The sequence below is a fragment of the Pseudomonas sp. PD9R genome (assembly GCF_019200975.1).
Classification (GTDB): domain Bacteria; phylum Pseudomonadota; class Gammaproteobacteria; order Pseudomonadales; family Pseudomonadaceae; genus Aquipseudomonas.
In genome coordinates this window covers 110,120-134,459 of record NZ_JAHTMR010000007.1, presented here as the reverse complement: position 1 = coordinate 134,459, position 24,340 = coordinate 110,120, and the positions used below count along the sequence as shown (strand labels likewise).

Below are 24,340 nucleotides of genomic sequence, written 5' to 3'. Positions count from 1 at the left end.
CTACAGGCCGCGTGCCTTGTGGTGTCTGCGTCACAGTAGTCTTTGAGTCGTTGCAGTCAACATTAAAAAAGTTTTGACTAGCACAGCAGATCGCTTTAAACCTTTCATAAATGCGACATAGATTTGCGACATTTCGTCGTCAAATTTGTGAGCCTGAGTGTCGGTGTGTACAATGACCTCCCTTTTGCCCCCGCAAAGCTGGCGTACGTTCGGCGCGGATGGTAAGTGGTTGAATTGAAAAGAAATTTGCCTCGACAAGAGGCAGCCTGGTGAGAAAGTGTCTATGAAAGCAGGTCTGTACCAACCAGATGAATTCAAGGATAACTGCGGTTTTGGCCTGATAGCCCATATGCAGGGCGAGCCCAGTCATACCCTTTTGCAAACGGCCATCGAGGCCCTGACCTGCATGACCCACCGCGGTGGGATTAATGCCGACGGCAAGACCGGTGACGGTTGCGGTCTGCTGATTCAGAAGCCGGATGTATTCCTGCGAGCCATCGCCCAGGAAACGTTCGGCGTCGAACTGCCCAAGCAATATGCCGTGGGCATGGTCTTCTTCAACCAGGACCCGGTCAAAGCCGAAGCCGCTCGCGAGAACATGAATCGCGAGATCCTGGCCGCCGGCCTGCAGTTGATTGGCTGGCGCAAAGTGCCGATCGACACCAGCGTCCTCGGTCGCCTGGCCCTTGAGCGTCTGCCGCAGATCGAACAAGTGTTCATCGGTGGTGAAGGCCTCAGCGATCAGGACATGGCCGTCAAGCTGTTCACGTCCCGTCGTCGTTCGTCGGTGGCCAACGCCGCTGATACCGACCACTACGTCTGCAGCTTTTCTCACAAGACCATCATTTATAAAGGCCTGATGATGCCGGCGGATTTGACCGCCTTCTATCCAGACCTGAACGACGAGCGCCTGCAAACCTCGATTTGCGTGTTCCACCAGCGCTTCTCCACCAACACCCTGCCGAAATGGCCGCTGGCTCAACCGTTCCGCTTCCTGGCGCACAACGGCGAGATCAACACCATCACTGGTAACCGCAACTGGGCCGTGGCCCGTCGCACCAAGTTCACCAACGATCTGATGGACCTGGAAGAACTCGGCCCGCTGGTCAACCGTGTCGGTTCCGACTCCTCCAGCATGGACAACATGCTTGAGCTGATGGTCACCGGTGGTATCGACCTGTTCCGTGGCGTGCGGATGATCATTCCGCCTGCGTGGCAGAACGTCGAAACCATGGACCCGGATCTGCGTGCGTTCTACGAATACAACTCGATGCACATGGAACCGTGGGACGGCCCCGCCGGCGTAGTAATGACCGACGGTCGCTACGCGGTGTGCCTGCTCGATCGTAACGGTCTGCGTCCGGCGCGTTGGGTTACCACCAAAAACGGTTTCATCACCCTGGCCTCGGAAATCGGTGTCTGGAACTACCAGCCTGAAGACGTGATCGCCAAGGGCCGCGTAGGTCCGGGCCAGATCTTTGCCGTGGACACTGAAACCGGTCAGATCCTCGACACAGACGCCATCGACAACCGCTTGAAGTCTCGTCATCCGTACAAGCAATGGCTGCGCAAGAATGCCTTGCGCATCCAGGCGACCATGGAAGACAACGACCACGGTTCGGCGTTCTACGACGTTGATCAGCTCAAGCAGTACATGAAGATGTATCAGGTCACGTTCGAAGAGCGCGATCAGGTACTGCGTCCGCTCGGCGAGCAAGGCTACGAAGCCGTTGGCTCGATGGGCGACGATACGCCGATGGCCGTGCTGTCCCAGCGCGTGCGCACGCCGTACGACTATTTCCGCCAGCAGTTCGCGCAGGTCACCAACCCGCCGATCGACCCGCTGCGTGAAGCCATCGTCATGTCGCTGGAGATCTGCCTCGGTGCCGAGCGCAACATCTTCCAGGAGTCGCCGGAACACGCCTCGCGTGTGATCCTCAGCTCGCCGGTCATCTCCCCGGCCAAGTGGCGCTCGCTGATGAACCTCGATCGTCCGGGCTTCGAGCGCGCGATCATCGACCTCAACTACGACGAAAGCGTCGGCCTCGAAGCGGCGATCCGCAACGTTGCCGATCAGGCTGAAGAAGCCGTGCGCTCCGGTCGTACCCAGGTTGTATTGAGTGACCGTCACATTGCCCCGGGCAAGTTGCCGATCCACGCTTCGCTCGCCACCGGCGCGGTGCACCACCGCCTGACCGAAAAAGGCCTGCGCTGCGATTCCAACATCCTCGTGGAAACCGCGACCGCTCGCGATCCGCATCACTTTGCCGTGCTGATCGGTTTCGGCGCGTCTGCCGTTTATCCGTTCCTGGCCTACGAAGTGCTGGGCGACCTGATCCGTACCGGTGAAGTGCTGGGCGACCTCTATGAGGTGTTCAAGAACTACCGTAAAGGCATCACCAAAGGCCTGCTCAAGATCCTGTCGAAGATGGGTATCTCGACCATTACGTCGTACCGCGGTGCGCAGTTGTTCGAAGCCATCGGCCTGTCCGAAGAAGTCTGCGACCTGAGCTTCCGTGGCGTGCCAAGCCGTATCAAGGGTGCGCGTTTCGTCGACATCGAAGCCGAGCAGAAGGCCCTGGCCACCGAAGCCTGGAGCCCGCGCAAGCCGATCCAGCAAGGTGGTCTGCTGAAGTTCGTCCACGGTGGCGAATATCACGCGTACAACCCGGACGTGGTCAACACCCTGCAAGCCGCCGTGCAGCAGGGCGACTACAGCAAGTTCAAGGAATACACGTCGCTGGTGGACAACCGTCCGGTGTCGATGATCCGCGACCTGCTGAAAGTCAAAACCCTCGACACGCCGCTGGACATCAGCGAGATCGAACCACTGGAATCGGTGCTTAAGCGCTTCGACTCCGCGGGTATCTCCCTGGGCGCCCTGTCGCCGGAAGCTCACGAAGCCCTGGCCGAAGCCATGAACCGCCTCGGTGCGCGTTCCAACTCCGGCGAAGGCGGCGAAGACCCGGCGCGCTACGGCACCATCAAGAGCTCGAAAATCAAACAAGTGGCGACTGGTCGCTTCGGTGTAACCCCGGAATACCTGGTCAACGCTGAAGTGCTGCAGATCAAAGTCGCTCAAGGCGCGAAGCCGGGCGAGGGTGGTCAACTGCCAGGCGGCAAGGTCAACGGTCTGATCGCCAAGCTGCGTTACGCAGTGCCGGGCGTGACCCTGATTTCACCGCCGCCGCACCATGACATCTATTCGATCGAAGACTTGTCGCAGTTGATCTTCGACCTGAAACAAGTCAACCCGAAGGCGCTGGTGTCGGTGAAGCTGGTAGCAGAAGCGGGCGTCGGCACCATCGCCGCCGGTGTGGCCAAGGCCTATGCGGATTTGATCACCATCTCCGGCTACGACGGCGGCACCGGTGCATCGCCACTGACCTCGATCAAATACGCGGGCGCACCGTGGGAACTCGGCCTGGCCGAAACCCACCAGACCCTGCGCGGCAACGACCTGCGCGGCAAGGTCCGGGTACAAACCGACGGCGGCCTGAAAACCGGCCTCGACGTGATCAAGGCGGCCATCCTCGGCGCTGAAAGCTTCGGCTTCGGCACCGCGCCGATGATTGCCCTCGGTTGCAAATACCTGCGTATCTGCCACCTGAACAACTGCGCCACCGGCGTTGCGACTCAGAACGAGAAGCTGCGCAAGGATCACTACATCGGCACCGTCGACATGGTGGTGAACTTCTTCACCTACGTCGCCGAAGAAACCCGTGAGTGGCTGGCCAAGCTGGGCGTGCGCTCCCTCGAAGAGCTGATCGGTCGTACTGATCTGCTGGAAGTCCTCGAAGGCCAGACCACGAAGCAGCATCACCTCGACCTGACGCCGTTGCTGGGCAGCGATCACGTGCCAGCGGACAAGCCACAGTTCTGTGGTGTAGAGCGCAACCCACCGTTTGACAAAGGCCTGCTGGCCGAGAAAATGGTCGATCTGGCCAGCTCGGCCATCAACGACATGAGCGGCGCCGAATTCGCCCTGGATATCTGCAACTGCGACCGTTCCATCGGCGCGCGGGTCTCCGGTGAAATCGCTCGCAAGCACGGCAACCAGGGCATGGCCAATGCGCCAATCACCTTCCGCTTCAAAGGCACTGCTGGCCAGAGCTTCGGTGTGTGGAACGCCGGTGGCCTGAACATGTACCTGGAAGGCGACGCCAACGACTACGTCGGCAAAGGCATGACAGGCGGCAAGCTGGTGATCGTTCCGCCGAAGGGTAGCGTCTACAAGACTCAGGACAGTGCCATCATCGGCAACACCTGCCTGTACGGCGCCACTGGCGGCAAGTTGTTCGCCGCTGGCACCGCAGGTGAGCGTTTCGCCGTGCGTAACTCCGGTGCCCACACCGTCGTGGAAGGCACTGGCGATCACTGCTGCGAGTACATGACCGGTGGTTTCGTCTGCGTACTGGGCAAGACCGGTTACAACTTCGGCTCTGGCATGACCGGCGGTTTCGCCTACGTGCTCGACCAGGACAACTCCTTCGTTGACCGGGTCAACCACGAACTGGTGGAAATCCAGCGGATCAGCGGCGAGGCGATGGAAGCCTACCGCAGCCATTTGCAACGCGTGCTGAACGAGTACGTCGAGGAAACCGACAGCGAGTGGGGTCGTGAACTCGCCGAGAACCTCGATGATTACGTGCGTCGTTTCTGGCTGGTCAAGCCTAAGGCTGCCAACCTGAAATCGTTGCTTTCCAGCACCCGTGCCAACCCGCAGTGATATGCGCCTGAAGAGTTTGATGAGGTTTTAACAATGGCTGAACGTCTGAATAATGACTTCCAGTTCATCGAGGTCGGGCGCAAAGATCCGAAGAAGAAACTGTTGCGTCAACGCAAGAAAGAGTTCGTGGAAATCTACGAACCGTTCAAACCCCAGCAGTCGGCCGATCAGGCCCACCGCTGCCTGGGTTGCGGTAACCCGTATTGCGAATGGAAGTGCCCGGTGCACAACTTCATTCCAAACTGGCTGAAACTGGTGGCCGAGGGCAACATCCTCCAGGCCGCCGAGCTGTCGCACCAGACCAACACCCTGCCGGAAGTCTGCGGCCGGGTGTGCCCGCAAGATCGTCTGTGCGAGGGTGCCTGCACCCTCAACGACGGCTTCGGCGCGGTGACTATCGGTTCGGTTGAGAAGTACATCACCGACACCGCGTTCGCCATGGGCTGGCGTCCAGATATGTCCAAGGTCAAGCCGACCGGCAAGCGTGTCGCAATCATCGGCGCGGGCCCTGCTGGCCTGGGCTGTGCTGACGTGCTGGTGCGCGGCGGGGTGACTCCGGTGGTGTTCGACAAGAACCCGGAAATCGGCGGTCTGCTGACCTTCGGCATCCCCGAGTTCAAGCTGGAAAAAACCGTGCTGAGCAATCGTCGCGAAGTCTTCAGCGGCATGGGCATCCAGTTCCGCCTCAACACCGAGGTGGGCAAGGACGTGACCATGGAGCAACTGCTCGAAGAATACGATGCCGTATTCATGGGCATGGGCACCTACACCTACATGAAGGGCGGCTTTGCCGGTGAGGACCTGCCGGGCGTGTATGACGCGCTGGACTTCCTGATCGCCAACGTCAACCGCAACCTGGGTTTTGAAAAGTCGCCGGAAGATTTCGTCGACATGAAAGGCAAGAAGGTCGTGGTGCTCGGTGGTGGTGACACGGCGATGGACTGCAACCGTACGTCGATCCGCCAGGGTGCCAAATCGGTGACCTGCGCTTATCGTCGTGACGAAGCGAACATGCCGGGCTCGCGCAAAGAGGTGAAAAACGCCAAGGAAGAAGGCGTGAAGTTCCTCTACAACCGCCAGCCGATCGCCATCGTGGGTGAAGACAAGGTCGAAGGCGTGAAGGTGGTCGAGACCCGTCTCGGCGAGCCTGATGCCCGTGGCCGTCGCAGCCCTGAGCCGATCCCCGGCTCCGAAGAGATCATCCCGGCTGACGCCGTGGTCATCGCGTTCGGTTTCCGTCCAAGCCCTGCGCCGTGGTTCGAGCAGTTCAGCATTCAGACCGACAGCCAGGGCCGCGTTGTTGCACCGGAACAAGGCCAGTACAAGCACCAGACCAGCAACCCGAAAATCTTCGCCGGTGGCGATATGGTGCGCGGTTCGGACCTGGTAGTGACGGCGATCTTCGAAGGCCGTAATGCGGCTGAAGGGATCCTGGATTACCTGGGCGTGTAAATCTTCTGGATCGGCGTCGCCCCATTCGCGGGCAAGCCTCGCTCCTACAGGGGTTGCGTAAACCCTGTAGGAGCGAGGCTTGCCCGCGAAGAGGCCCGCCGTATCAGCACACATCTAGCCGACGAAACCCGCGACAAATTGACCCGATAGACAAAAGGTGCGGCGCTTGCCGTGCCTTTTGCGTCGCGCTCTGAGAAAATGCCCGCACTTTTTTTCCGGATGCCGACATGACTGCCCTGAAGAACGACCGTTTCCTGCGCGCCCTGCTCAAGCAACCCGTAGACGTCACCCCTGTGTGGATGATGCGTCAGGCCGGTCGCTACTTGCCTGAATACCGCGCCAGCCGCGCCAAGGCCGGCGACTTCATGAGCCTGTGCATGAACCCGGCGTTCGCTTGCGAAGTCACGATGCAACCGCTCGACCGCTATCCACAGCTGGATGCGGCGATCCTCTTTTCCGACATCCTGACCATCCCCGATGCGATGGGCCAAGGCTTGTACTTCGAAACCGGTGAAGGTCCGCGCTTCAGAAAAGTCGTCAGCACCCTGGCCGACATTGAGGCCCTGCCGATTCCCGATCCTCATAAAGACCTCGGTTACGTGATGGACGCGGTCAGCACAATCCGCCGCGAACTGAACGGCCGTGTGCCGCTGATCGGTTTCTCCGGCAGCCCGTGGACCCTGGCCACTTACATGGTCGAAGGCGGCTCGTCGAAAGACTTCCGCAAGACCAAAGCCATGCTCTACGACAACCCGCAAGCCATGCACCTGCTGCTGGATAAACTTGCGCAGTCGGTCACCAGCTACCTGAACGGCCAGATCATGGCCGGTGCGCAAGCGGTGCAGATATTCGATACCTGGGGCGGCAACCTGTCGGCGGCGGCCTATCAGGAATTCTCCCTGGCCTATATGCGCAAAATCGTCAGCGGCCTGATCCGCGAGCACGAAGGCCGCAAGGTGCCGGTGATCCTGTTCACCAAGAACGGCGGCCTGTGGCTGGAAAGCATCGCTGATGCCGGCGCTGACGCGCTGGGCCTGGACTGGACCTGCGACATCGGCAGCGCTCGTGCCCGCGTAGGTGACAAAGTCGCCCTGCAAGGCAACATGGACCCGACCGTGCTCTACGCAAAACCGGAAGCGATCCGCACCGAAGTCGGGCGTATCCTCGCCAGTTATGGCAAGGGCAGTGGCCATGTGTTCAACCTCGGACATGGCATCACGCCAGAGGTAGATCCGGAGCACGCTGGCGCTTTCTTGCGCGCGGTACATGAGTTGTCGGCGCAGTATCACGAATAAATTTATAACGTTGTAAAAAAGCCTGTCCGGCTTCGTGCCGGACAGGCTTTTTTTGTTTTTAAAAACGGCATGTTTAATTTGGATGTTGCTACTTGTAAGAAGTTTTTCATTCTTTGTCGGATAAAGGTATAGAGAGACTGTTCCCGCTCTAAGCAGAGACTTTCCCTACATAGAAAACGCTTTTATCCAAGTAAGGTTCCGGCTTCTTGCTCAGCCAAATACTGAGCAATATCGCAAATATCGGCGCCAGCAATGAGCGTCTTAATCTTCGATAAGTAGTCCGGAATTCATTCGATGAAAAATACTTCTTATAAAGGAAGTGCATTAGCAGCCTGCACTTCTTCAATGATCCTGTTATCGGCAATGATGGCTTCACAAACCGCTTCCGCTCATGGCTATCTGGACGTGCCGCCTTCGCGTGCGTTGTTGTGCCAGAAAGGGGCAAATACCAACTGTGGCGCCGCACAATACGAACCACAAAGCGTGGGCGAAACCTTCAAGGGCTTCCCGGCGGGTGTTGGTGGCGCGCCGTTACAGGGGCCGATCGATGGCAAGATCGCCAGTGGTGGTCACCCTAGCTTTTCGGCCATGGACGCCCAGTCGGCCACTCGCTGGGCCTTGACGGAAATCCGGGATCGCAACATCGATTTCGAATGGCAATACAAGGCACCCCACCCAGTCACCAAACACGAGTATTTCATCACTCGCAACGGCTGGAATCCTAACGAATCCCTCAAGCGCGTCTCGTTCGAAAATACGCCGTTCTGTGCTTTCGACGGCGGCCATCAGATGCCGGTTTCCGGCACCAAACAAAACTGCACCATCCCTGAAGACAAAACCGGCCAACACGTGATCCTGGCGATCTGGACCGTCGGTGACACCGATGCGGCGTTCCATAGTGTTGCCGATGTGAATATTCTTGCCGAACCTTCGCTTCCGGGTGGTTGGTCTTCGGTAGGTGGTATCGCCCCAACCACCCAATTGCTGGTCGGCGACAAGGTCAAGGCTCGTGCATTCACCGCCAGCGGCGAGAGTGCGCAATACAGCGTCGAAGTCAGCATCGACACTGCCGAAGAAGGCTCACCAAATAACTGGGCGTTCAAGCTGGCAGAGAAAATCAACAGCACTCACACACTTATCCGCGCCGGTATTCGCGACGAGAACGGCAACATCGAGCCGATCCGTGGCAACAACAGCCTGTACGCGCAAAAAGAAAGCGGTGTAACCCGTTACGAAGTGCAGTTGAACATGCAGGAAGATGCGGCGGCTCGCATGTCCGTTGCGTCTCAGCAATCGGAATACGTCCTGGAAAAAGGCCTGGCCAAGGTCGAGTTCAGCATGATCTCGAATCGCAAAATGAACATCGAGGCAACCTTGTTCGACGAGCACAACAAACCCGTCGGCTCCACTTCGGCACAGGTGGACAGTGGCCCGACATGGTTGGCCATGGATGTTCGCAGCAATCCAGGCGCGCACACGCTGACGCTTGTCGGCACCACGCTGGATGGCCGAACCACTCGCCAGGATACCCAAGTCACCAACATCACCGGTGAAGGTGCAGGTGCCGACTATGAGTTCGTGTTCCCGGAAGGCATCAGCGGCTACACCGCCGGTACCAAAGTGCTGCAACCAAAGACCAACGAAGTCTTTGAGTGCAAGCCGTTCCCGGAGTCGGGCTACTGCAAGCAATACAGCCCAACCGCCAACGGCTTTGAACCTGGCGTCGGTGCGCACTGGCATATGGCGTGGGACAAACTCTAAGTCCCCCCGGTAGTACTTCAGGCGACCTGAGTCGGGTCGCCTGAAGGCTGGTTTTCCTGTTGGTAATCGAGATGAAAATTAAGAATTCGGGCTACTCCAGGCAACGCGTGCTGCTGCACTGGCTGTCGGCGGTGGTCATCTTGTGGACTTTGGCATCCGGTTTTTATGTGACCGGAATTGAAGTTTCAGCCGGGGTCAAATATTGGGTCGGATTTATCAATGTGTCACTGACCACCGTATTCATACCGTTTTTTGTCTGGCGGCTGTGTATTTTTGCCGCTCATGCCCGCTACACGCGTGTGAGCGCTCTATTTTTTGAAGAAAAACTCGCCTTATTCGCGCACACGCTGATCTACCTCACGGTGAGTATCGTGCTGGTGACGGGTGTGTTGATGATGGATCGCCCGATCAATGTGTTCGGTGTGGTCGAGATTGCACAGCCGCTCAGTGATCCTGAGCTGATCGCGCAGTTCTTTACCGCTCATGTGTGGGCGTGTGTCGTGCTTTCGGGATTGATTGCAGTGCATGTCGCTGCGGTGATCGTGCATGAGGTGTGCGGACACCGCATATTGCGGCGAATGTCCTTGCGACTGTGCCCGAATCGTCCGAACGAGCGGTTCGAGTGAACCGTTCGTGAACTTTTCTCTGAAGGCGGCTGCCCGACTCGGCTTGCGCTTGAGCAATGTCTGCCTGCTGGCCTTGCCGGTGGGCTACGCCGTGTTTGTGGTGTGGCAGGAATGGCAGTTTCGCCAATATTTTGCGCGGCCATCACTGGCAGCCGCTACTGCAACAGCTGCGCCCGATCTTGCGCCGCTGGACGCAACGGCGGTCGCAACGGTGCTTGGCCTGTCGACGGATACCGCGTTAATGGCCAGCGCCGAACCGCTGATCTTGCAGGCGAGTTTTGTCGTCAGCAGTGGTTTGTCCAGAGCGCTGCTGGCCGATGCTCAAGGGCCGCGCATGTATCAGGTGGGCGAGCGCTTGCCGGGCGGCAGTACCTTGCGCCGCGTCGAGGCCAATCACGTGGTGCTGTGGAACAAGGGCCGGGAAGAACGTTTGACCCTGCAGCCGTCAGCTGCACGTTTCCTGCGTCCAGTTGAATCGTCAGCTGACACCCAAGCCTCTACGGTTTCTACACGTTTTCTACGCCCGCTTTCCGGGCCGTCCGAGTGATCAAACTCATGAACAGCTTCGTTGGCGCGCACGCCCTGCGCTCCATGCTTCTTCTTGCCGTTTTGGCGGCTGCGACCTTACCTGGCGTGCTTCGGGCCGCGGAAGAGAAATGGCAGTTGGCGATGAACAATGCCGAACTGCGGGACATTGTCGAAGAAATCTCGTCCATTCTCGGCACGACCGTGGTGCTTGATCCCCGAGTCTCCGGGCGCATCACCGTCATGTCCCATCAAGCCCTTGATCGCGAGGGTGTGCGCCGCTTGTTCTATGCGGTGCTCGATGCCCATAACTTCACCGTGATCGATGAAGGTGACCGCATTCTGATCACCCCCGTGGCTGAAGCCAAAACCCGCGCCGGCAGCGGTTCTGTGAAAAACGCCACGGCCTCGCAATTTGTCACCCGCGTCATTGAGCTCAACACCAACAGCGCTACCGATATTGCCGGGCTGGTCCGGCCTTTGGTCTCGACCCATGGCTATGTCGGCCCATCAGCATCGGCCAATGCGTTGGTAGTCACCGACACCGCCGCCAATGTGCAACGTATCGCCCAAGTGGTCCGGGAACTGGACGCTGGGCAAAACAACATGCATGCCGTGGTTCAGCTACGTCACGCTCAAGCCAGTGACGTGGCTCCAGTGATGGAAGCCGCCATGGGCAAGCGCAACGCCGATAGCGCAACCCAGGTGTTGGCCGACAGCAGAACCAACCGCCTGATCCTCATTGGCCCGCCCGCCGTTCGCCAACGCTTGGCCGACTTGGCGCGCAGTCTCGATACGCCAGCCATGCAGGCCCTCGACAACGCCCGGGTCATCCGCCTGCGCCACAGCGATGCCAAGCAATTGGCCGAGATTCTGGAAAGTATGGGGCAGGGCAGAAAAGCGCCTCCGGCCCTTGGTGGCAGTAAGGACGCCTCGCCTGGTGCAACCTTCATGATCAAGGCCGACGAAAGCCAGAATGCGTTGATTTTGATTGCCGACCCGGCGCAGGTCCGAACCATCGAAAGCATCGTGCGTCAGTTGGACCAGCCTCGGGCGCAGGTGCTGATCCATGCCGCCATCGTCGAGATTTCCGGCGACATCGCCGAGGCGGTGGGTGTGCAGTGGGGTGTGAGTACTGGCGACGCGAAAGGCTTCATCAACTTCCCGGGCACCGACATCCCGATCGTCGGCGGCCTGACCTTTGACGAGAAAAAATCGGCACCGGAAGGCGCGCTTTTACAACTGGGTGGTGATCGCTTTGGCGCGCTGATTTCGGCTTTGGCCAGCAGTACCCGGAGCAATCTGTTGTCCACGCCAAGTCTGCTGACACTGGACAATCAGGAAGCGGAAATCATTGTCGGCCAGAACGTCCCGTTCAAAACCGGCTCCTACGCCACCAACAGCAGCGGCGCCGATAATCCGTTTACCACGGTCGAGCGCAAAGACGTCGGCATCAGCTTGAAGATCAAGCCTTACATCAACGAAGGGTCGACCTTGCGGCTGGAGGTCGAGCAGGAAGTGTCAGACATCGCGCCTTCGGTGTCAGGCATCGATTCCTCGGACCTGATCACCAACAAGCGTGCGCTCAAGAGCACCATCCTGGCCGACGATGGCGAAATCATTGTCATTGGCGGGCTGATCCGGGACAGCGTGCGCACCCAGAAAAGCGGAGTGCCGCTGTTGCGTGACATTCCTTACTTGGGCGCGCTGTTTCGCTGGACCCGCGATACCCAGACCAAAAGCAATCTGATGGTGTTTTTACGACCGACCATCGTGCGCAGCAAAGAGGACCTGGCCGACGTCAGCCAACAGCGGTACAACGCACTGCATGACTTGAGCCAGCGTGGCGCACGGGACAATAACTCGTTGCTGCTGCCAGCGGACGCGCGTCAGCTGTTCGAACCGGGAGCCGAAGCGCCGGTGTTCGACCTGCGCAAAGCAGCGCCGGGTACGCCATGACCGGCACGAGCGAAATCCGCGCGCCGTTGCCCTTCGGTTTCGCCCGGCGTTTCGGCGTACTGCTGGAGTGCGACGACGGCGAATGGGGGTTGGCACTGCGGGCCGATACACCGCTCACCGCTGTCGCTGAAGCACGCCGCATGTACGGTCGGGCGCTGCCACTGCGGTTGCTGCAACCGGCTGTGTTTGCGGAGCGACTGGCAGCCGCCTATCGCGAAGGTCAGAGCGCGGCAGAGCAGGTTGCCCAAGGGCTGGATGAAGAACTCGACCTGCTCAGCCTGGTGGACCAAGTCCCGCAAACCGCCGATCTGCTGGAGCAACAGGGTGACGCACCGATCATTCGCCTGATCAACGCGCTGCTCAGCGAAGCGGTGCGCGAGCAGGCTTCGGACGTGCACCTGGAAACGTTCGAGCAGTACCTGTCCGTGCGCATGCGGGTCGATGGGCAACTGCGCGAAATGCTTCGACCACGGCGTGAACTGGCGACGCTGCTGGTGTCACGGATCAAGGTCATGGCACGCCTGGATATCGCCGAAAAACGTGTGCCGCAGGACGGTCGTATAGCCCTGCGCCTTGCCGGTCACGAAGTCGATGTACGGGTCTCGACCTTGCCATCGGCACACGGTGAACGGGTGGTCTTGCGCTTGCTCGACAAACAGGCCGGGCGCCTGGAGTTGCAGCGTCTCGGCATGCCGGACGAAACCCTTGCAGCCCTGCGCCAACTGCTGAGCAAACCCCACGGCATTCTGCTGGTCACCGGGCCCACCGGTTCCGGCAAAACCACCAGCCTGTATGCGGCGCTCAGCAGTCTGAACGACCAGACGCGCAATATCCTCACGGTCGAAGACCCCATCGAATATCACCTGCCGGGTGTCGGTCAGATGCCGGTCAATCCGAAAGTGGACATGACCTTTGCCCGGGGTCTGCGGGCGATCCTGCGCCAGGACCCGGACGTGGTGATGGTCGGCGAAATCCGCGATCGCGAGACCGCGGAAATTGCTGTCCAGGCCTCACTGACCGGGCATCTGGTGCTTTCGACGTTACACACCAACAGTGCGGTCGGTGCGGTAACGCGGCTGGTGGATATGGGCGTTGATGCCTACCTGCTGGCGTCCTCGCTGGTGGGTGTCCTGGCGCAACGTTTGTTGCGTACGTTGTGCCCGCACTGCAAGGCGACTTACATCGCGGATGCAACGGCTTGTCGGCGACTGGGACATGACAGCGCAATGCCGCTGCAATTGTTTCGGGCCGTGGGCTGTGAGCAATGTCAGCACGGTTATCGCGGGCGTATCGGGATCTATGAATTGATCAGCGTGACGCCGGCGATCTCGGCGCTGATTCATCAGGGTGGCAGCGAGCTGGCGTTGACCAACGAGGCACGCAAGCTGTCGCGCAGTTTGTTTCAGGATGGTCGCCAACGAGTGATCGACGGCCTGACCAGCCTCGACGAGTTGCTGCGCGTGACTCGGGAGGACTAGGAGATGCCGACCTTCGATTACCGCGCTGAGGATGCGCAAGGGCAGCGTTGCAAGGGACGGCTTGAGGCCGACAGCCCACGTCATGCGCGGCAACTATTGCGCGAGCGCGGATTGTGGCCACGTGACTTGAATGAGATCCGGGTGGCGGGTGGCACGCATGCACCGCGTAGCGTAGCGCGGTTGAATGCGGCAGACCTGGCGCTGCTGACACTGCAATTGTCCACGCTGGTTCAGGCCGGGTTACCGCTGGAAGAAGCCCTCGACGCAGTGGCCAAACAGAGCGCGAAACGTCGGGTCGCGAGTCTGTTATCGGCAGTCAGAAGCCGGGTTATGGAAGGTCATGCCCTGGCCATGGCATTAGGTCAATTTCCCAAAGCGTTCCCCGAATTGTTCCGCGCCACGGTGGCTGCCGGTGAACGCTCGGGGCATTTGGGTCACGTACTGGAACAACTGGCCACGTACACCCAGGCCCGTCAAGCCTCGCGGCAAAAAATCCAGATGGCCTTGGTGTACCCGCTGATCCTGATGCTGGCGAGCGTGGTGATCGTCGGGTTTCTGCTCGGCTACGTGGTGCCGGACGTGGTGAAAATATTCGTCGACAGCGGCCAGCCATTGCCGTGGCTGACACGTGCATTGATCGGCATCAGTGATGGGTTACGCCATTACGGCCTGCTGTTGCTGAGCGCATTGGCCATGCTGATGGGTCTCTGGCGCTGGAGTCTGCGCCAGCCCGTGTGGCGGCTGCGTTGGCATCGTCTGGCATTGAACATTCCGCTGATCGGCGAAGTACTGCGGACGATGGAAGCCGCGCGATTTGCCAGCACCCTGGCGATCCTCGGCAAGAGTGCGGTGCCTCTGGTGGATGCACTGGAAATCGCCGCCGCCGTCATCGGCAACTTGACCATTCGAGCACGCATGGCCGATGTCGCCCGCTCCGTCCGCGAAGGCGGCACCTTGACCCGTGGCCTGGAACTGAGCGGCGACATCCCTCCGATGATGCTGCACATGATTGGCAGCGGCGAACGGGCCGGCGAACTCGATCGCATGCTGGCGCGTGCTGCCGAGCAACAGGAAAACAGCCTTGCAGCACGCATCGCGCTGGTGGTGAGCCTGTTCGAGCCCGCCATGCTCGTGCTGATGGGCGGCGTCGTGCTGCTGATCGTCCTCGCCATCCTGCTCCCGATTCTTAGTCTCAACCAATTGGTGAATTGACCCATGAACGCACAACGTCACAGCGCTGCGCAGCGCGGTTTTACCCTGATCGAAATCATGGTGGTGGTGGTCATCATCGGCATCCTCGGGGCCATCGTGGTGCCGCAGTTCATGAGCCGCCCCGACCAGGCCAAAGTCACCGCCGCCAAAGTCGACATCCAGGCGATTGCCACCGCGCTGGAAATGTATCGCCTCGATAACTTCCAGTATCCCTCGACCCAGCAGGGGCTGGAGGCCTTGAGCAAACGCCCCTCCGGATCGCCGGCGGCGCGGAACTGGAACCCTCAGGGTTATTTGAAAAACGTGCCTGTGGACCCGTGGAACACTCCCTATCAATACCTCAATCCCGGTGTGAAATCAGTCGATGGGACCTACGATTTGTACTCTCTGGGCGCCGACGGTGTGGTGGGCGGCGAAGGGCACGCGGCCGACATCGGCAACTGGGGCGGTTGATCCATGCGGCACCGCTGTCGAGGGTTCACCTTGCTGGAATTGATGATCGTGATCGTGCTGATCGGCGTATTGGTGGGCATGGTGAGTTTTGCCACGGGCGTGAATCCGGCGCGTCAGGCCAGGCAGGAAGCGAACAACCTCGCAGGCGTGATTCACCAACTGCGCGAGCGGGCGGTGCTTGAAGGTCAGGAATACGGCGTGCGGATGAGTGTCGATGGCTATCGGGCAATGCGGCTTGCAGTACGGGGCTGGGAACCGGTGGCGAGTTTTTATCGATGGCCGGATAACCTGCGCCCGCGACTGCAACACGGCGGGTATGTCGTGAGCCTGGGCGCTGACGAAGGCTCGCCGCAACTGTTGATGCTCAGCAGTGATGAAACCAGCAGCTTCACGCTTACGTTCGAGAGCAAAGACCGGGTCTGGCTGAGCCTGTCCAGCGATGGTCTCGGCGAGGTGGTGATCGATGGCTAAGCCGTCGCTCAAGTCGCGCATGGGCGGCTTCACTCTGCTGGAAATCATGGTGGCGCTGGCGGTATTCGCGACGCTTGCGACGGCCGTATTGTCCGCGAGCCAATACGTTGTGAAACAGACGCGCGCCATCGAGGAACGCCAACTTGCCGCGTGGGTGGCGGACAACCATTTGAACGAGTTGCGTCTTCAGTCCGCACCCGCCATTGGGCAGCAACAAACTGTTGTGCCGATGGATAGGCGCGACTGGGTCGTGCGTCAAAACATCCGTGTCGCCAGCGACCCTCGTCTACTGGCGGTCGAGATTGAGGTCAGCCTAGCCGGTCGCGACCAAACCGTGCACCGCGCCAGTGGCTGGATACCCGGCCCTCATGAATAAACAGGCCGGGTTCACCTTGCTGGAATTGGTGATTGCCATTGCGATCTTCGCGTTGCTCGGGCTGGCCAGTTGGACCCTGTTCGATGGCGTGGTGCGCGTGCAGCGGGGCGTGAGCGCTCACGCGCAAGAGTGGCGAAGCCTGCAACGCGCCATGGCCATGATCGAGCGCGACTTGCTGCACATCACCGAACAACCCCTCTCGCTTGAGCAGACGCAACTGCAATGGCAGCGTGGTAACTGGCGCAATCCGCTGGACCAGCCGCGCAGTGAACGACAGGCGCTGACCTATCGTCTCGACAACGGCGCGCTGTGGCGCGACAGCCGTGGCGAGGGCACGCAGATCGTGCAGCGGCAAAAACTGCTCGACGATGTGCGGCACTTGAGTTGGCGCCTGTTCGACGATCAGACCGGTTGGCGCGGCGATTGGCCGACCGGGCTAAACGTGAAGGCACCGCTGGCGGTGGAAATGCGGGTGTCGACGGGGCGTGTCGAGGCGATCCGTCGAGTGTTGCTGTTGCCGGGAGCGTTGCCATGAAGTGGCGCCAACGTGGCATGGCGTTGATCAGCGTCTTGCTGGTGATGAGCCTGGCGTTGTTGATCATCGGCGCAATGCTGCGCAGCCATCATCTGTTGCTGCAAAGCAGCTCGCTACAACTGCAGCAGATGCATCTGCGACAACTTGGTATGGCTGGGGAAACCTGGGCGTTGTCGCTGCTGCAAACTCAGCAACAAAACAGCGCGCTGGTGCCTGATCAAACTCGTTCTTTCGACATCGAAGAGGCGCGGATCCTGGTCGACATCGAAGACCTGGCCGGACGCTTCAATCTCAATGCCGTGTTGATTCAGGGGCAGATCGATCAGGTCACGCTTAACCGTTGGGCGCGTTTGCTGGAGCTGCTTGATCGGCCTGCACTGCAATTGGATCAAGTAGGTGCGTTGCGAGAACTCAGTCAGCTGCGCCTGCTGCCGGGTGTCGACGGTCCGCTACTGCGCCAACTGGAACCCTGGGTCGCCCTGTTGCCCAAAGACGCCGCGCTGAACATCAACACAGCTCCAGCGTTGGTGCTGCGCACGCTCGACGGCATTGAAGCGACAACCGCAGACGCACTGCTGCGCCAGCGTTCCTCGTCCCCATGGGCGAGCGTTCAGGCCTTTACCCAGGACCCGCTGCTCGCCGGTGCAGGTGTGAGCAGTCACGGTTTGGGCATCGATAGTCGCTGGTATCGGATCACGGTTCAGGTGACCCAGGGGCAACGTCGTTTACGCCTGGCCACCGATGTCGAACGCGACGCCAAAACTCATCAACTGAAGGTCCTGCAACGACGCTTACTGCCGTCACATTCCTCTGAGATAACCCAATGAAAACCTGGCTCTACCTGACGGCAGAAGGTCTGTCCGCACCGTCGCCCGACTGGCCTTGCTGTGTGTGGTCGTCGACCGGTCAACGACAGTTCATGCCCGTGAGCGAAGTGGCGCAAGCGTTGAATGGACAGGCGATCGATGTGCTTTTGCCCATGGAATTTTGCAGTTGGCTGCGCACTGAACCGTGGCCCTCCAAGCGTCGGCCCGATGCACAAGCCATCGGGTTCGCCGTTGAAGAGCAGCTGTGCGAAGCGCTGGAAAAGCTGCACCTGAGCGTTGGCGCGCGCGACCCGCAAGGGCGCTATCCGGTGATGGTGGTGGACCGGGAGCGCTTTGCTGCCGTGCTCGCGCTGCTGGTCGAAGCGGGAATTGAAGCGCGTTCTGTATTCGTCGACGCTGATCAGTTGCCGCAGGAGCGGGCGCTCGGTGTCTGGTGGTTTGGTCGCTGGATGTTAGGTGGCGGGCTGCCGGCCCGGTTGACGCTGTCAGAGGATGGATTGGCGCTACTCGGATCGGGCCTGCCTTCGGACATTCAATGGCGCGACGAACGAGCGGACATTGCCGCTATCGATCAATGGCTGACGTTGGAAAACCGCCAGGCGATCAATCTGCTGCACGGTGATTTCGCCGCCCGCCGCAAGCGTCTGTCCTGGCGTCTCGGCGGGTGGGCAATATTGATGTTGATGCTGTTGAACTGGGGCGCCAGTGAGGCACGCATCCGCTTCCTGCTAAGCGAAAGCCATCAGCTTTACAGCCAGAGCGAGCAGCGATTCAAGACGCTGTATCCGGAGCAGACCCGCATCGTTGATTTATCGGCTCAGCTCAAAGCGCTGCAAGGCCAAGGCGCGCAGACGCAAGGCAGCCGTGTCGCCGGGCTGGTCAATCTGGTCGAGCAAGTCATTGGTGCCAGCAATGTCGACGTCCAGCGCATCGAATTTCGCGAAGGCGACGGCTGGAAAATCCAGCTGACGGCCAACAGCTTTGCCGAGCTGGAACTGTTGCGCGAACGTGGGCGACAACAAGGTCTGCCGGTGCGACTCGAGAGCGCCAGCAAGGACCGCAACCGGGTGCAAGCGACTCTGACGATGGAACAAGACTTATGAAGCAAACGAGATTGAAGACAGCGGCAGCGATGTGGCAACGCTTGTCTCTTCGCGAACAACGGCTAGTGTTGGCGCTGAGTATTTTTGTCCTGGGCGTTACGGCGTTCAGTCTGATTTGGCAACCGACACAACAACGCATGGCGATCGCCGAGCGTCAGCATCACCAGCAATTGGCACTGGTCGCACAGTTGCAACAGGCGCTGCCTCGCAGCCATATCCCCGCGCCTGTCACTCAGCCGTTGTCGCTGCGCATCAGCGAAAGCGTCACCGCAGCGGGGCTTGAATTGCAGCAGATGGACAGCGACAACGATCTGCTGCGCCTGACCCTCAGTGGTGAGGCCAAGGTGTTGCTGTCATGGCTGGACCACATCGAGCGCGACGGCGTTGCGCTGCAATCGCTGACCCTGGAAAAACGCGACACCGTGCTGGAGGCGCGGGTGGTGCTTAGGTAGTTGTGCCGCTTCCCGGTAACGGCGGCAACTTCGCCAGTTTCAGCGCGACCACCAGCGCGACCACCAGCAACCCGCCGATGAACAAGCCAATCCCGTTCCAGCCGCCCAAGTGCCAGAACACGCCACCCGCCGTACCGGCAATGCTCGATCCGGCGTAGTAGCTGAACAGATACAACGAAGACGCTTGCCCTTTGGCCTTGGTGGCGCGGCGGCCGATCCAGCTGCTGGCCACCGAATGCGCGCCGAAGAAGCCGAAGGTGAAAATCAGCATGCCGACGATCACCAGCGGCAGCGGCGTGAACAGGGTCAGGGCGAGGCCGGCGATCATCAGCACGATGGTGCTCCAGAGCACTTTGCGCCGGCCCAGTTTGTCGGCCAGGGAGCCGATTTTCGCCGAACTGTAGATGCCCGAGAGGTACACCACCGACAGCAGCCCGACGAAGGCCTGTTCCATGTGGTACGGCTCGGCCAACAGACGATAACCGATGTAGTTGAACAGGGTGACAAATGCGCCCATCAGCACAAAGGCTTCGAGAAACAGCAGCGGCAGCCCGGCATCGCGAAAGTGCATGGTGAAGCCGTCGAGCAGGCTGCGCGGGTGTAGCGAACGGGCGCGAAAGTTGCGTGATTCCGGGAGGATCTTCCAGAACACCGCCGCCGCAATCAGCGCCAGCCCGCCGATCACCAGCATCGCCGTATGCCAGCTCACAAAGTCGATCAACACCCCGGTAATCAATCGCCCGCACATGCCGCCGATGGCGTTGCCGCCGATGTAGAGGCCCATCGCCAAACCGATGTGCTGCGGGTGAATTTCCTCGCTCAGATAGGTCATGGCCACCGCCGCCAGGCCGCTCAACGACAAGCCGATCAGCGCGCGCATCGCCAACACGCCATGCCAGCTCGGCATCATCGCGCTGGCCATGGTGCACAGCGCCGCGGCGAACAATGCGGCGACCATCACTGGTTTACGCCCGACGCGGTCGGAGATGGGGCCGGTGATCAGCAGGCCGATGGCGAGCATGCCGGTGGCCACCGAGAGGATGAGGCTGCTCTGCGCAGCATTGATGGAATACTCGTGGGACAACAGCGGCATCATCGGCTGCACGCAATACAGCAGGGCGAAGGTCGCGAAGCCGCCGCAGAACAGCGCCAGTACCGTGCGCATGAACGCCGGCGTGCCTTTTTCGATAAAGATTTCCTTCAGTTCAATGGCGACATCGTCCAGTGCTGAGGGCGGAACTTCATGGGCAAGTGGAGCAACAGCAGTTTTCACGTTGGACCTCGAAGGGGCGCAGCCGGGCAGGCAATGGAAAAATCATATAGCTGGCTAATGATTCAATCCAATATATTGTTCGACCTGTTTGATAGCTTTTACGACCTAATGGAAATCCCATGGAATTGCGTCATCTGCGCTACTTCATCGCTGTCGCCGAAGAACTGCATTTTGGCCGCGCCGCACAGGTGCTGGGCATCTCGCAGCCACCGCTGAGCCAGCAGATTCAGGCACTGGAACAAGAGGTCGGCGCGCGGTTATTCGAGCGTACCAATCGTCGGGTCGAGCTGAGCGAGGCCGGTCGGCTGTTCCTTGAAGAGGCGCGGCTGGTGCTGGCGCAGGTCGACAAAGCGGCGGATGTCGCGCGACGGGCGCAGTTGGGCGAGTTGGGAGAATTGAAAATCGGCTTCACGTCATCGGCGCCGTTCAACTCGACGATTCCCCAGGCGATTTTTTCGTTCCGACAGCGCTTTCCGGCGGTGCACTTGAACCTGCGGGAAATGAGCAGTACCCAGGTGGCCGATGCGCTGGTGGACGAATCGATCGAGGTCGGGATCATGCGACCGTTAGGCCTGCCTGATTCCCTCAGCGTCGTGGAGCTGATGCGCGAGCCATTGGTGGCGGTGCTCAGTTCCAAACACCCGCTGGTCAATGACAGCGAAGAGGGCTTGTTCCTGTCGGCGCTGGCGCTCGAACCTTTCGTATTTTTCCCGCGCAGCTATGGCAGTGGCTTGTACGCGCAATTGCTCAGCCTGGCCCGGGACGCCGGCTTCAGCCCGCACTTCGCCCAGGAAGCCGGCGAGGCGATGACCATCATTGGTCTGGTGGCTGCGGGGCTTGGGGTGTCGGTGTTGCCGGCGTCGTATCAGCGGATGCGTATTGATGGTGTGGTGTATCGGCCATTGCTCGATTCGGCGGCGGTGTCGGCGGTTTGGCTGGTACAGCGCAAGGACCAAAAGTCGGCGATGGCCAAGGCCTTTGTGGAGTTGCTGACGCGTAAGGTGGAGCCGCTGAAAGCGTGACTGCTGCGCAGTCAATCGCGAGCAGGCTCGCTCCCACAGGGACCGGCGATGTGCACAAGATTTGTGTCCCGCCACCGATCTACTGTGGGAGCGAGCTTGCTCGCCAAAGCGCCCTCAATAGCGACTTGACCTGCGAGGACAGACGGATGCTGTAAATGCCATTCGGTGGGCGATTACAGGTGGAGTTTTTGATGTGAATAACCAAGCGCTTCCGACAATGAAATTGGCGTTTGAGGATATTTCCTACCTACCTCAAAGCAATTTCCTCGCACTCGGAACATCTCGTCTGCCAACAATTTCTGATTTTTGGCCTGCGTGATCTGAGCGGGTCTATGGCTGATAGGCTTCAGGGATTATCTGATAGACAGGTCTCCTGCCATGACCCTGTGGTTCAAAGATCACCCCAGCGATGAACAGTTTTACAGGCGCGGCCCAGCATCGCTTCACTTTGCGGCTATCTGACTCACTCAATAAAAATCGTTATCAACCAGTGCTTGAACACTGACTTTCTGCAACTACTTTTCGGCCCTCACAAATGGATTTGACTTGGATGGAGTGCCGATAATGTCCCAGAAGTTGTCTGAGGAAAGTGATGAATCGCTCAAGCGCCGAGGCTTGATACGGTCTAAAACATGGCCCTATGTCATTCGTGTTTTACCACGCGAAATGGAACCATCCAGGCCCACCAAAGTAAAAACTGCCTTAGCACGTGAGCGGGAACAAAAGGAAGTTACACGTCGATACGAAGCGCTTCAAAAAGCCGAGCGTGCTCGACAAGATGAATTCCTTCGCCCCTGTGACGAACGTGAAAAAGCCGAGCAACTGAAATTACCTCACAGTCAGGACTGCACATTCGCCAAATCCACCAGCGTGGCTATGGGGCAGGTCTGCCATCCGAACGGTACTGCTCCTTTTGAGAGCCTGGACAATTACGGCACCTACGCAGTGCTCAGCACCCGTGAGGCCATCACCTCGGCGGGTACACCGCTCCAATTGATTGGCGGCTCAGCCACCGCATTGACCTTGGCGGGGCGACTTGGCGGCTCCATGTCGCTGGGATTGGCCGATATTGCTATCACCACAGGCGTTGTCGCAGGTGGCATGGCTGGCACCGTCGCCATGCTCTGGCCCAATGCCTTTGCGTCTGACACCGCGTTTTACAGCACCGAAGAATTCGCCAATCTGACCATGGCTAACATCGGTGTACGAGTCAACGTCAAACACCTGCCCGGGGAATCGGTCAGTGCGTTCGGGGTGTACACCGGTAACAACTCCGCGTGGCGAAGTGTCCCGGTGATTGCCGCAACCGCGCGCGGTGATCAACTCGTCGCGGATCTGGGCGACGGCGTAGAGTTGATCTGGACACCCTCCGTCGATACCAGCAGGTTGCTGGGCATTCCAGCGCTGGAAGGTGCCCCGCAATTACCTGCCGCGTTCGTCTTTCCCGTAGCCGAACAGGCCGAGCAACGTTATGAGCATCCGGCAAACCCGGCGGACTTCCGGGATGCCATTATCTGGTTCCCGGGCCAGCCGCAAATCCTGCCGGTCTATATCTCGCTCAACGTGCGCGGTGCGCCGGGTGTGGTTACGGGTGTTGGGCAAGATGTGATGGGGATTTGGTTGGCCGGGGCAGGTGTCGGAGAGGGTTCCCCAGTTCCAACACGGATTGCCGACCAACTCAGAGGTCGTGAGTTTTCTAGTTTCGATGCGTTTAGGAAGGCGTTTTGGAAAGCAGTAGCAGACGACCCTGAGCTGAGTCGCCAATTTAATGAAGACAATTTAGACCGTATAAAGTCAGGCTATGCACCAACTGCTCGCGATAAAGATACCGTAGGGAAAAGAAGTACCTTCGAGTTGCACCACGTTGAGCGTATTGCTGACGGCGGAGCCGTGTATGACGTGGATAATCTAAGGGCCAATACTCCTAGAAACCACATAGCCAATCACCGAAAAGTGGATCTATGAAAAAAAGTATCTCTGATTACACCGAAGCTGAGTTTATTCGCTTCATACAAAAAATACGTGCGGCAAACAAAAGCGCGTCAGACGAAGTTCTAGGTGAACTTCTAGAACAATTCAGGCAGCTCACAGGCCACCCTGATGGCAGTGACCTGATCTACTACCCTGAGCACGGAGCGGATAATTCAAATGAAGGCATCACTGAAACTGTGAAGAAATGGCGCGAAGCTAACGGTCTACAAGGTTTTAAACCGCGGTTTTAATCGCAATGCTGCTCAGTTAATTGTTAGTGCTTAACTGAACAGCATTGTACTTCTGATCCAATGTTTCTCACCGGTGACTATCACGCCAAATGTCCGTGGTGCGTCGGAGGTGGTCCCAGATGTTGGTTAAGGCGTGACGCAGGTTTGACTCATATGGAGACTCAGTGATGAAGCTTAAGGGCGCACTTTCTGATTACACCGAAGACCAGTTCAAAGCATTGATTCAATCTATAAAAGACTGTGAAGGGACAGAGGATTATCAGGCTGGATTGGTAGAACACCTGAACAGCCTTGCTGCGGGTGCAGGTGGTTCTGATCTGATCTATTACCCTGAGAATGGTTCTGACAGCTCAGCAAAAGGCGTCGTGCAAATAATTCAGGCTTGGTGCTTGGCCAACGGCCTGCCTGGCTTTAAACCTCGTTTCTGAGCGACCGTTCAGAGAGGATCCCAGTTTCGCGCCTGCGAAATCCCGTTTTCCGGTTGTGTCATTTTTTGCTGAGGAAATGAAAAGATCGCAGCCTGCGGCAGCTCCTACATGGATCAGTGTAGGAGCTGCCGAAGGCTGCGA

General features: G+C 59.1%; 21 protein-coding genes. 20 read left to right on the top strand and 1 reads right to left on the bottom strand.

Translation table 11 applies throughout. The features are described from left to right. Positions 1-283: 283 nt before the first annotated feature. From gltB to gspM, 16 genes are all read left to right on the top strand, one after another. A complete protein-coding gene (gene gltB / locus KUF73_RS15870; RefSeq protein WP_218439013.1) occupies positions 284-4,729 on the top strand; it encodes a glutamate synthase large subunit in 4,446 nt (1,481 codons plus the stop codon). A gap of 33 nt (positions 4,730-4,762) precedes the next feature. Then, positions 4,763-6,181: an FAD-dependent oxidoreductase gene (locus tag KUF73_RS15865; protein ID WP_218439012.1), complete on the top strand. Its 1,419-nt coding sequence runs from the start codon at positions 4,763-4,765 to the stop codon at positions 6,179-6,181. Positions 6,182-6,408: 227 nt separating this feature from the next. Further along, positions 6,409-7,476, top strand: a complete 1,068-nt coding sequence (gene hemE, locus KUF73_RS15860; protein WP_218439011.1) for a uroporphyrinogen decarboxylase — start codon at positions 6,409-6,411, stop codon at positions 7,474-7,476. Between the two features lie 294 nt (positions 7,477-7,770). Next, positions 7,771-9,237, top strand: a complete 1,467-nt coding sequence (gbpA, locus tag KUF73_RS15855; RefSeq protein ID WP_218439010.1) for an N-acetylglucosamine-binding protein GbpA — start codon at positions 7,771-7,773, stop codon at positions 9,235-9,237. 71 nt (positions 9,238-9,308) lie between these two features. Beyond that, the gene (locus tag KUF73_RS15850) at positions 9,309-9,863 is read left to right on the top strand and encodes a cytochrome b (RefSeq protein WP_371135486.1); all 555 of its coding nucleotides are present in this window, start codon (positions 9,309-9,311) and stop codon (positions 9,861-9,863) included. A 7-nt stretch (positions 9,864-9,870) separates the two neighbouring features. Continuing rightward, positions 9,871-10,410 carry a type II secretion system protein N gene (locus tag KUF73_RS15845; protein WP_256345651.1) on the top strand — a complete coding sequence of 180 codons (540 nt, stop codon included), beginning with the start codon at positions 9,871-9,873 and terminating at the stop codon, positions 10,408-10,410. A gap of 8 nt (positions 10,411-10,418) precedes the next feature. Next, positions 10,419-12,347, top strand: coding sequence for a type II secretion system secretin GspD (gene gspD, locus KUF73_RS15840; RefSeq protein WP_218439008.1), 1,929 nt, complete (start codon positions 10,419-10,421; stop codon positions 12,345-12,347). Continuing rightward, entirely contained in the window at positions 12,344-13,825 is a 1,482-nt protein-coding gene (gspE, locus tag KUF73_RS15835; RefSeq protein WP_218439007.1) for a type II secretion system ATPase GspE, read from the top strand. The genes gspD and gspE overlap by 4 nt, the downstream gene beginning before the upstream one ends. A gap of 3 nt (positions 13,826-13,828) precedes the next feature. Beyond that, a complete protein-coding gene (gene gspF / locus KUF73_RS15830) occupies positions 13,829-15,037 on the top strand; it encodes a type II secretion system inner membrane protein GspF (RefSeq protein ID WP_218439006.1) in 1,209 nt (402 codons plus the stop codon). A gap of 3 nt (positions 15,038-15,040) precedes the next feature. After that, positions 15,041-15,490 carry a type II secretion system major pseudopilin GspG gene (gene gspG / locus KUF73_RS15825; RefSeq protein WP_218439005.1) on the top strand — a complete coding sequence of 150 codons (450 nt, stop codon included), beginning with the start codon at positions 15,041-15,043 and terminating at the stop codon, positions 15,488-15,490. Positions 15,491-15,493: 3 nt separating this feature from the next. Next, on the top strand, positions 15,494-15,961 hold the full coding sequence (gene gspH / locus KUF73_RS15820; RefSeq protein ID WP_218439004.1) for a type II secretion system minor pseudopilin GspH: 468 nt from the start codon (positions 15,494-15,496) through the stop codon (positions 15,959-15,961). Further along, on the top strand, positions 15,954-16,337 hold the full coding sequence (gene gspI, locus KUF73_RS15815; protein WP_218439003.1) for a type II secretion system minor pseudopilin GspI: 384 nt from the start codon (positions 15,954-15,956) through the stop codon (positions 16,335-16,337). Before gspH ends, gspI begins: the two co-directional genes overlap by 8 nt. Continuing rightward, entirely contained in the window at positions 16,330-16,872 is a 543-nt protein-coding gene (locus tag KUF73_RS15810) for a type II secretion system protein GspJ (protein WP_218439002.1), read from the top strand. Before gspI ends, KUF73_RS15810 begins: the two co-directional genes overlap by 8 nt. Next, positions 16,869-17,699 carry a general secretion pathway protein GspK gene (locus KUF73_RS15805; protein WP_218439001.1) on the top strand — a complete coding sequence of 277 codons (831 nt, stop codon included), beginning with the start codon at positions 16,869-16,871 and terminating at the stop codon, positions 17,697-17,699. The genes KUF73_RS15810 and KUF73_RS15805 overlap by 4 nt, the downstream gene beginning before the upstream one ends. Beyond that, positions 17,696-18,802 carry a type II secretion system protein GspL gene (gene gspL, locus KUF73_RS15800; RefSeq protein ID WP_218439000.1) on the top strand — a complete coding sequence of 369 codons (1,107 nt, stop codon included), beginning with the start codon at positions 17,696-17,698 and terminating at the stop codon, positions 18,800-18,802. Before KUF73_RS15805 ends, gspL begins: the two co-directional genes overlap by 4 nt. Continuing rightward, complete coding sequence (gspM, locus tag KUF73_RS15795) at positions 18,799-19,254, top strand: type II secretion system protein GspM (protein ID WP_218438999.1); 456 nt, start codon at positions 18,799-18,801, stop codon at positions 19,252-19,254. The genes gspL and gspM overlap by 4 nt, the downstream gene beginning before the upstream one ends. On the opposite strand, the gene KUF73_RS15790 is transcribed toward gspM, so the two are convergent. Further along, the gene (locus tag KUF73_RS15790; RefSeq protein WP_371135494.1) at positions 19,247-20,479 is read right to left on the bottom strand and encodes an MFS transporter; all 1,233 of its coding nucleotides are present in this window, start codon (positions 20,477-20,479) and stop codon (positions 19,247-19,249) included. The genes gspM and KUF73_RS15790 overlap by 8 nt on opposite strands. Before the next feature lie 167 nt (positions 20,480-20,646). Between KUF73_RS15790 and KUF73_RS15785 the strand changes: the two genes are divergently transcribed. The 4 genes from KUF73_RS15785 to KUF73_RS15770 all read left to right on the top strand — a co-directional run bounded on the left by KUF73_RS15785 (position 20,647) and on the right by KUF73_RS15770 (position 24,199). Further along, the gene (locus tag KUF73_RS15785) at positions 20,647-21,549 is read left to right on the top strand and encodes a LysR family transcriptional regulator (RefSeq protein WP_218438997.1); all 903 of its coding nucleotides are present in this window, start codon (positions 20,647-20,649) and stop codon (positions 21,547-21,549) included. Between the two features lie 564 nt (positions 21,550-22,113). Next, complete coding sequence (locus KUF73_RS15780) at positions 22,114-23,514, top strand: S-type pyocin domain-containing protein (protein WP_218438996.1); 1,401 nt, start codon at positions 22,114-22,116, stop codon at positions 23,512-23,514. Further along, on the top strand, positions 23,511-23,771 hold the full coding sequence (locus KUF73_RS15775) for a bacteriocin immunity protein (protein WP_218438995.1): 261 nt from the start codon (positions 23,511-23,513) through the stop codon (positions 23,769-23,771). The genes KUF73_RS15780 and KUF73_RS15775 overlap by 4 nt, the downstream gene beginning before the upstream one ends. 167 nt (positions 23,772-23,938) lie before the next feature. Continuing rightward, complete coding sequence (locus tag KUF73_RS15770; protein ID WP_218438994.1) at positions 23,939-24,199, top strand: bacteriocin immunity protein; 261 nt, start codon at positions 23,939-23,941, stop codon at positions 24,197-24,199. Positions 24,200-24,340 lie beyond the last annotated feature (141 nt).

Excerpts from the sequence above, each read along its gene's own strand:
- gltB (WP_218439013.1), top strand. The coding sequence starts at position 284 with ATGAAAGCAGGTCTGTACCAACCAGATGAATTCAAGGATAACTGCGGT.
- KUF73_RS15865 (WP_218439012.1), top strand. The coding sequence starts at position 4,763 with ATGGCTGAACGTCTGAATAATGACTTCCAGTTCATCGAGGTCGGGCGC.
- hemE (WP_218439011.1), top strand. The coding sequence starts at position 6,409 with ATGACTGCCCTGAAGAACGACCGTTTCCTGCGCGCCCTGCTCAAGCAA.
- gbpA (WP_218439010.1), top strand. The coding sequence starts at position 7,771 with ATGAAAAATACTTCTTATAAAGGAAGTGCATTAGCAGCCTGCACTTCT.
- KUF73_RS15850 (WP_371135486.1), top strand. The coding sequence starts at position 9,309 with ATGAAAATTAAGAATTCGGGCTACTCCAGGCAACGCGTGCTGCTGCAC.
- gspD (WP_218439008.1), top strand. The coding sequence starts at position 10,419 with ATGAACAGCTTCGTTGGCGCGCACGCCCTGCGCTCCATGCTTCTTCTT.
- gspE (WP_218439007.1), top strand. The coding sequence starts at position 12,344 with ATGACCGGCACGAGCGAAATCCGCGCGCCGTTGCCCTTCGGTTTCGCC.
- gspF (WP_218439006.1), top strand. The coding sequence starts at position 13,829 with ATGCCGACCTTCGATTACCGCGCTGAGGATGCGCAAGGGCAGCGTTGC.
- gspG (WP_218439005.1), top strand. The coding sequence starts at position 15,041 with ATGAACGCACAACGTCACAGCGCTGCGCAGCGCGGTTTTACCCTGATC.
- gspH (WP_218439004.1), top strand. The coding sequence starts at position 15,494 with ATGCGGCACCGCTGTCGAGGGTTCACCTTGCTGGAATTGATGATCGTG.
- gspI (WP_218439003.1), top strand. The coding sequence starts at position 15,954 with ATGGCTAAGCCGTCGCTCAAGTCGCGCATGGGCGGCTTCACTCTGCTG.
- KUF73_RS15810 (WP_218439002.1), top strand. The coding sequence starts at position 16,330 with ATGAATAAACAGGCCGGGTTCACCTTGCTGGAATTGGTGATTGCCATT.
- KUF73_RS15805 (WP_218439001.1), top strand. The coding sequence starts at position 16,869 with ATGAAGTGGCGCCAACGTGGCATGGCGTTGATCAGCGTCTTGCTGGTG.
- gspL (WP_218439000.1), top strand. The coding sequence starts at position 17,696 with ATGAAAACCTGGCTCTACCTGACGGCAGAAGGTCTGTCCGCACCGTCG.
- gspM (WP_218438999.1), top strand. The coding sequence starts at position 18,799 with ATGAAGCAAACGAGATTGAAGACAGCGGCAGCGATGTGGCAACGCTTG.
- KUF73_RS15785 (WP_218438997.1), top strand. The coding sequence starts at position 20,647 with ATGGAATTGCGTCATCTGCGCTACTTCATCGCTGTCGCCGAAGAACTG.
- KUF73_RS15780 (WP_218438996.1), top strand. The coding sequence starts at position 22,114 with ATGTCCCAGAAGTTGTCTGAGGAAAGTGATGAATCGCTCAAGCGCCGA.
- KUF73_RS15775 (WP_218438995.1), top strand. The coding sequence starts at position 23,511 with ATGAAAAAAAGTATCTCTGATTACACCGAAGCTGAGTTTATTCGCTTC.
- KUF73_RS15770 (WP_218438994.1), top strand. The coding sequence starts at position 23,939 with ATGAAGCTTAAGGGCGCACTTTCTGATTACACCGAAGACCAGTTCAAA.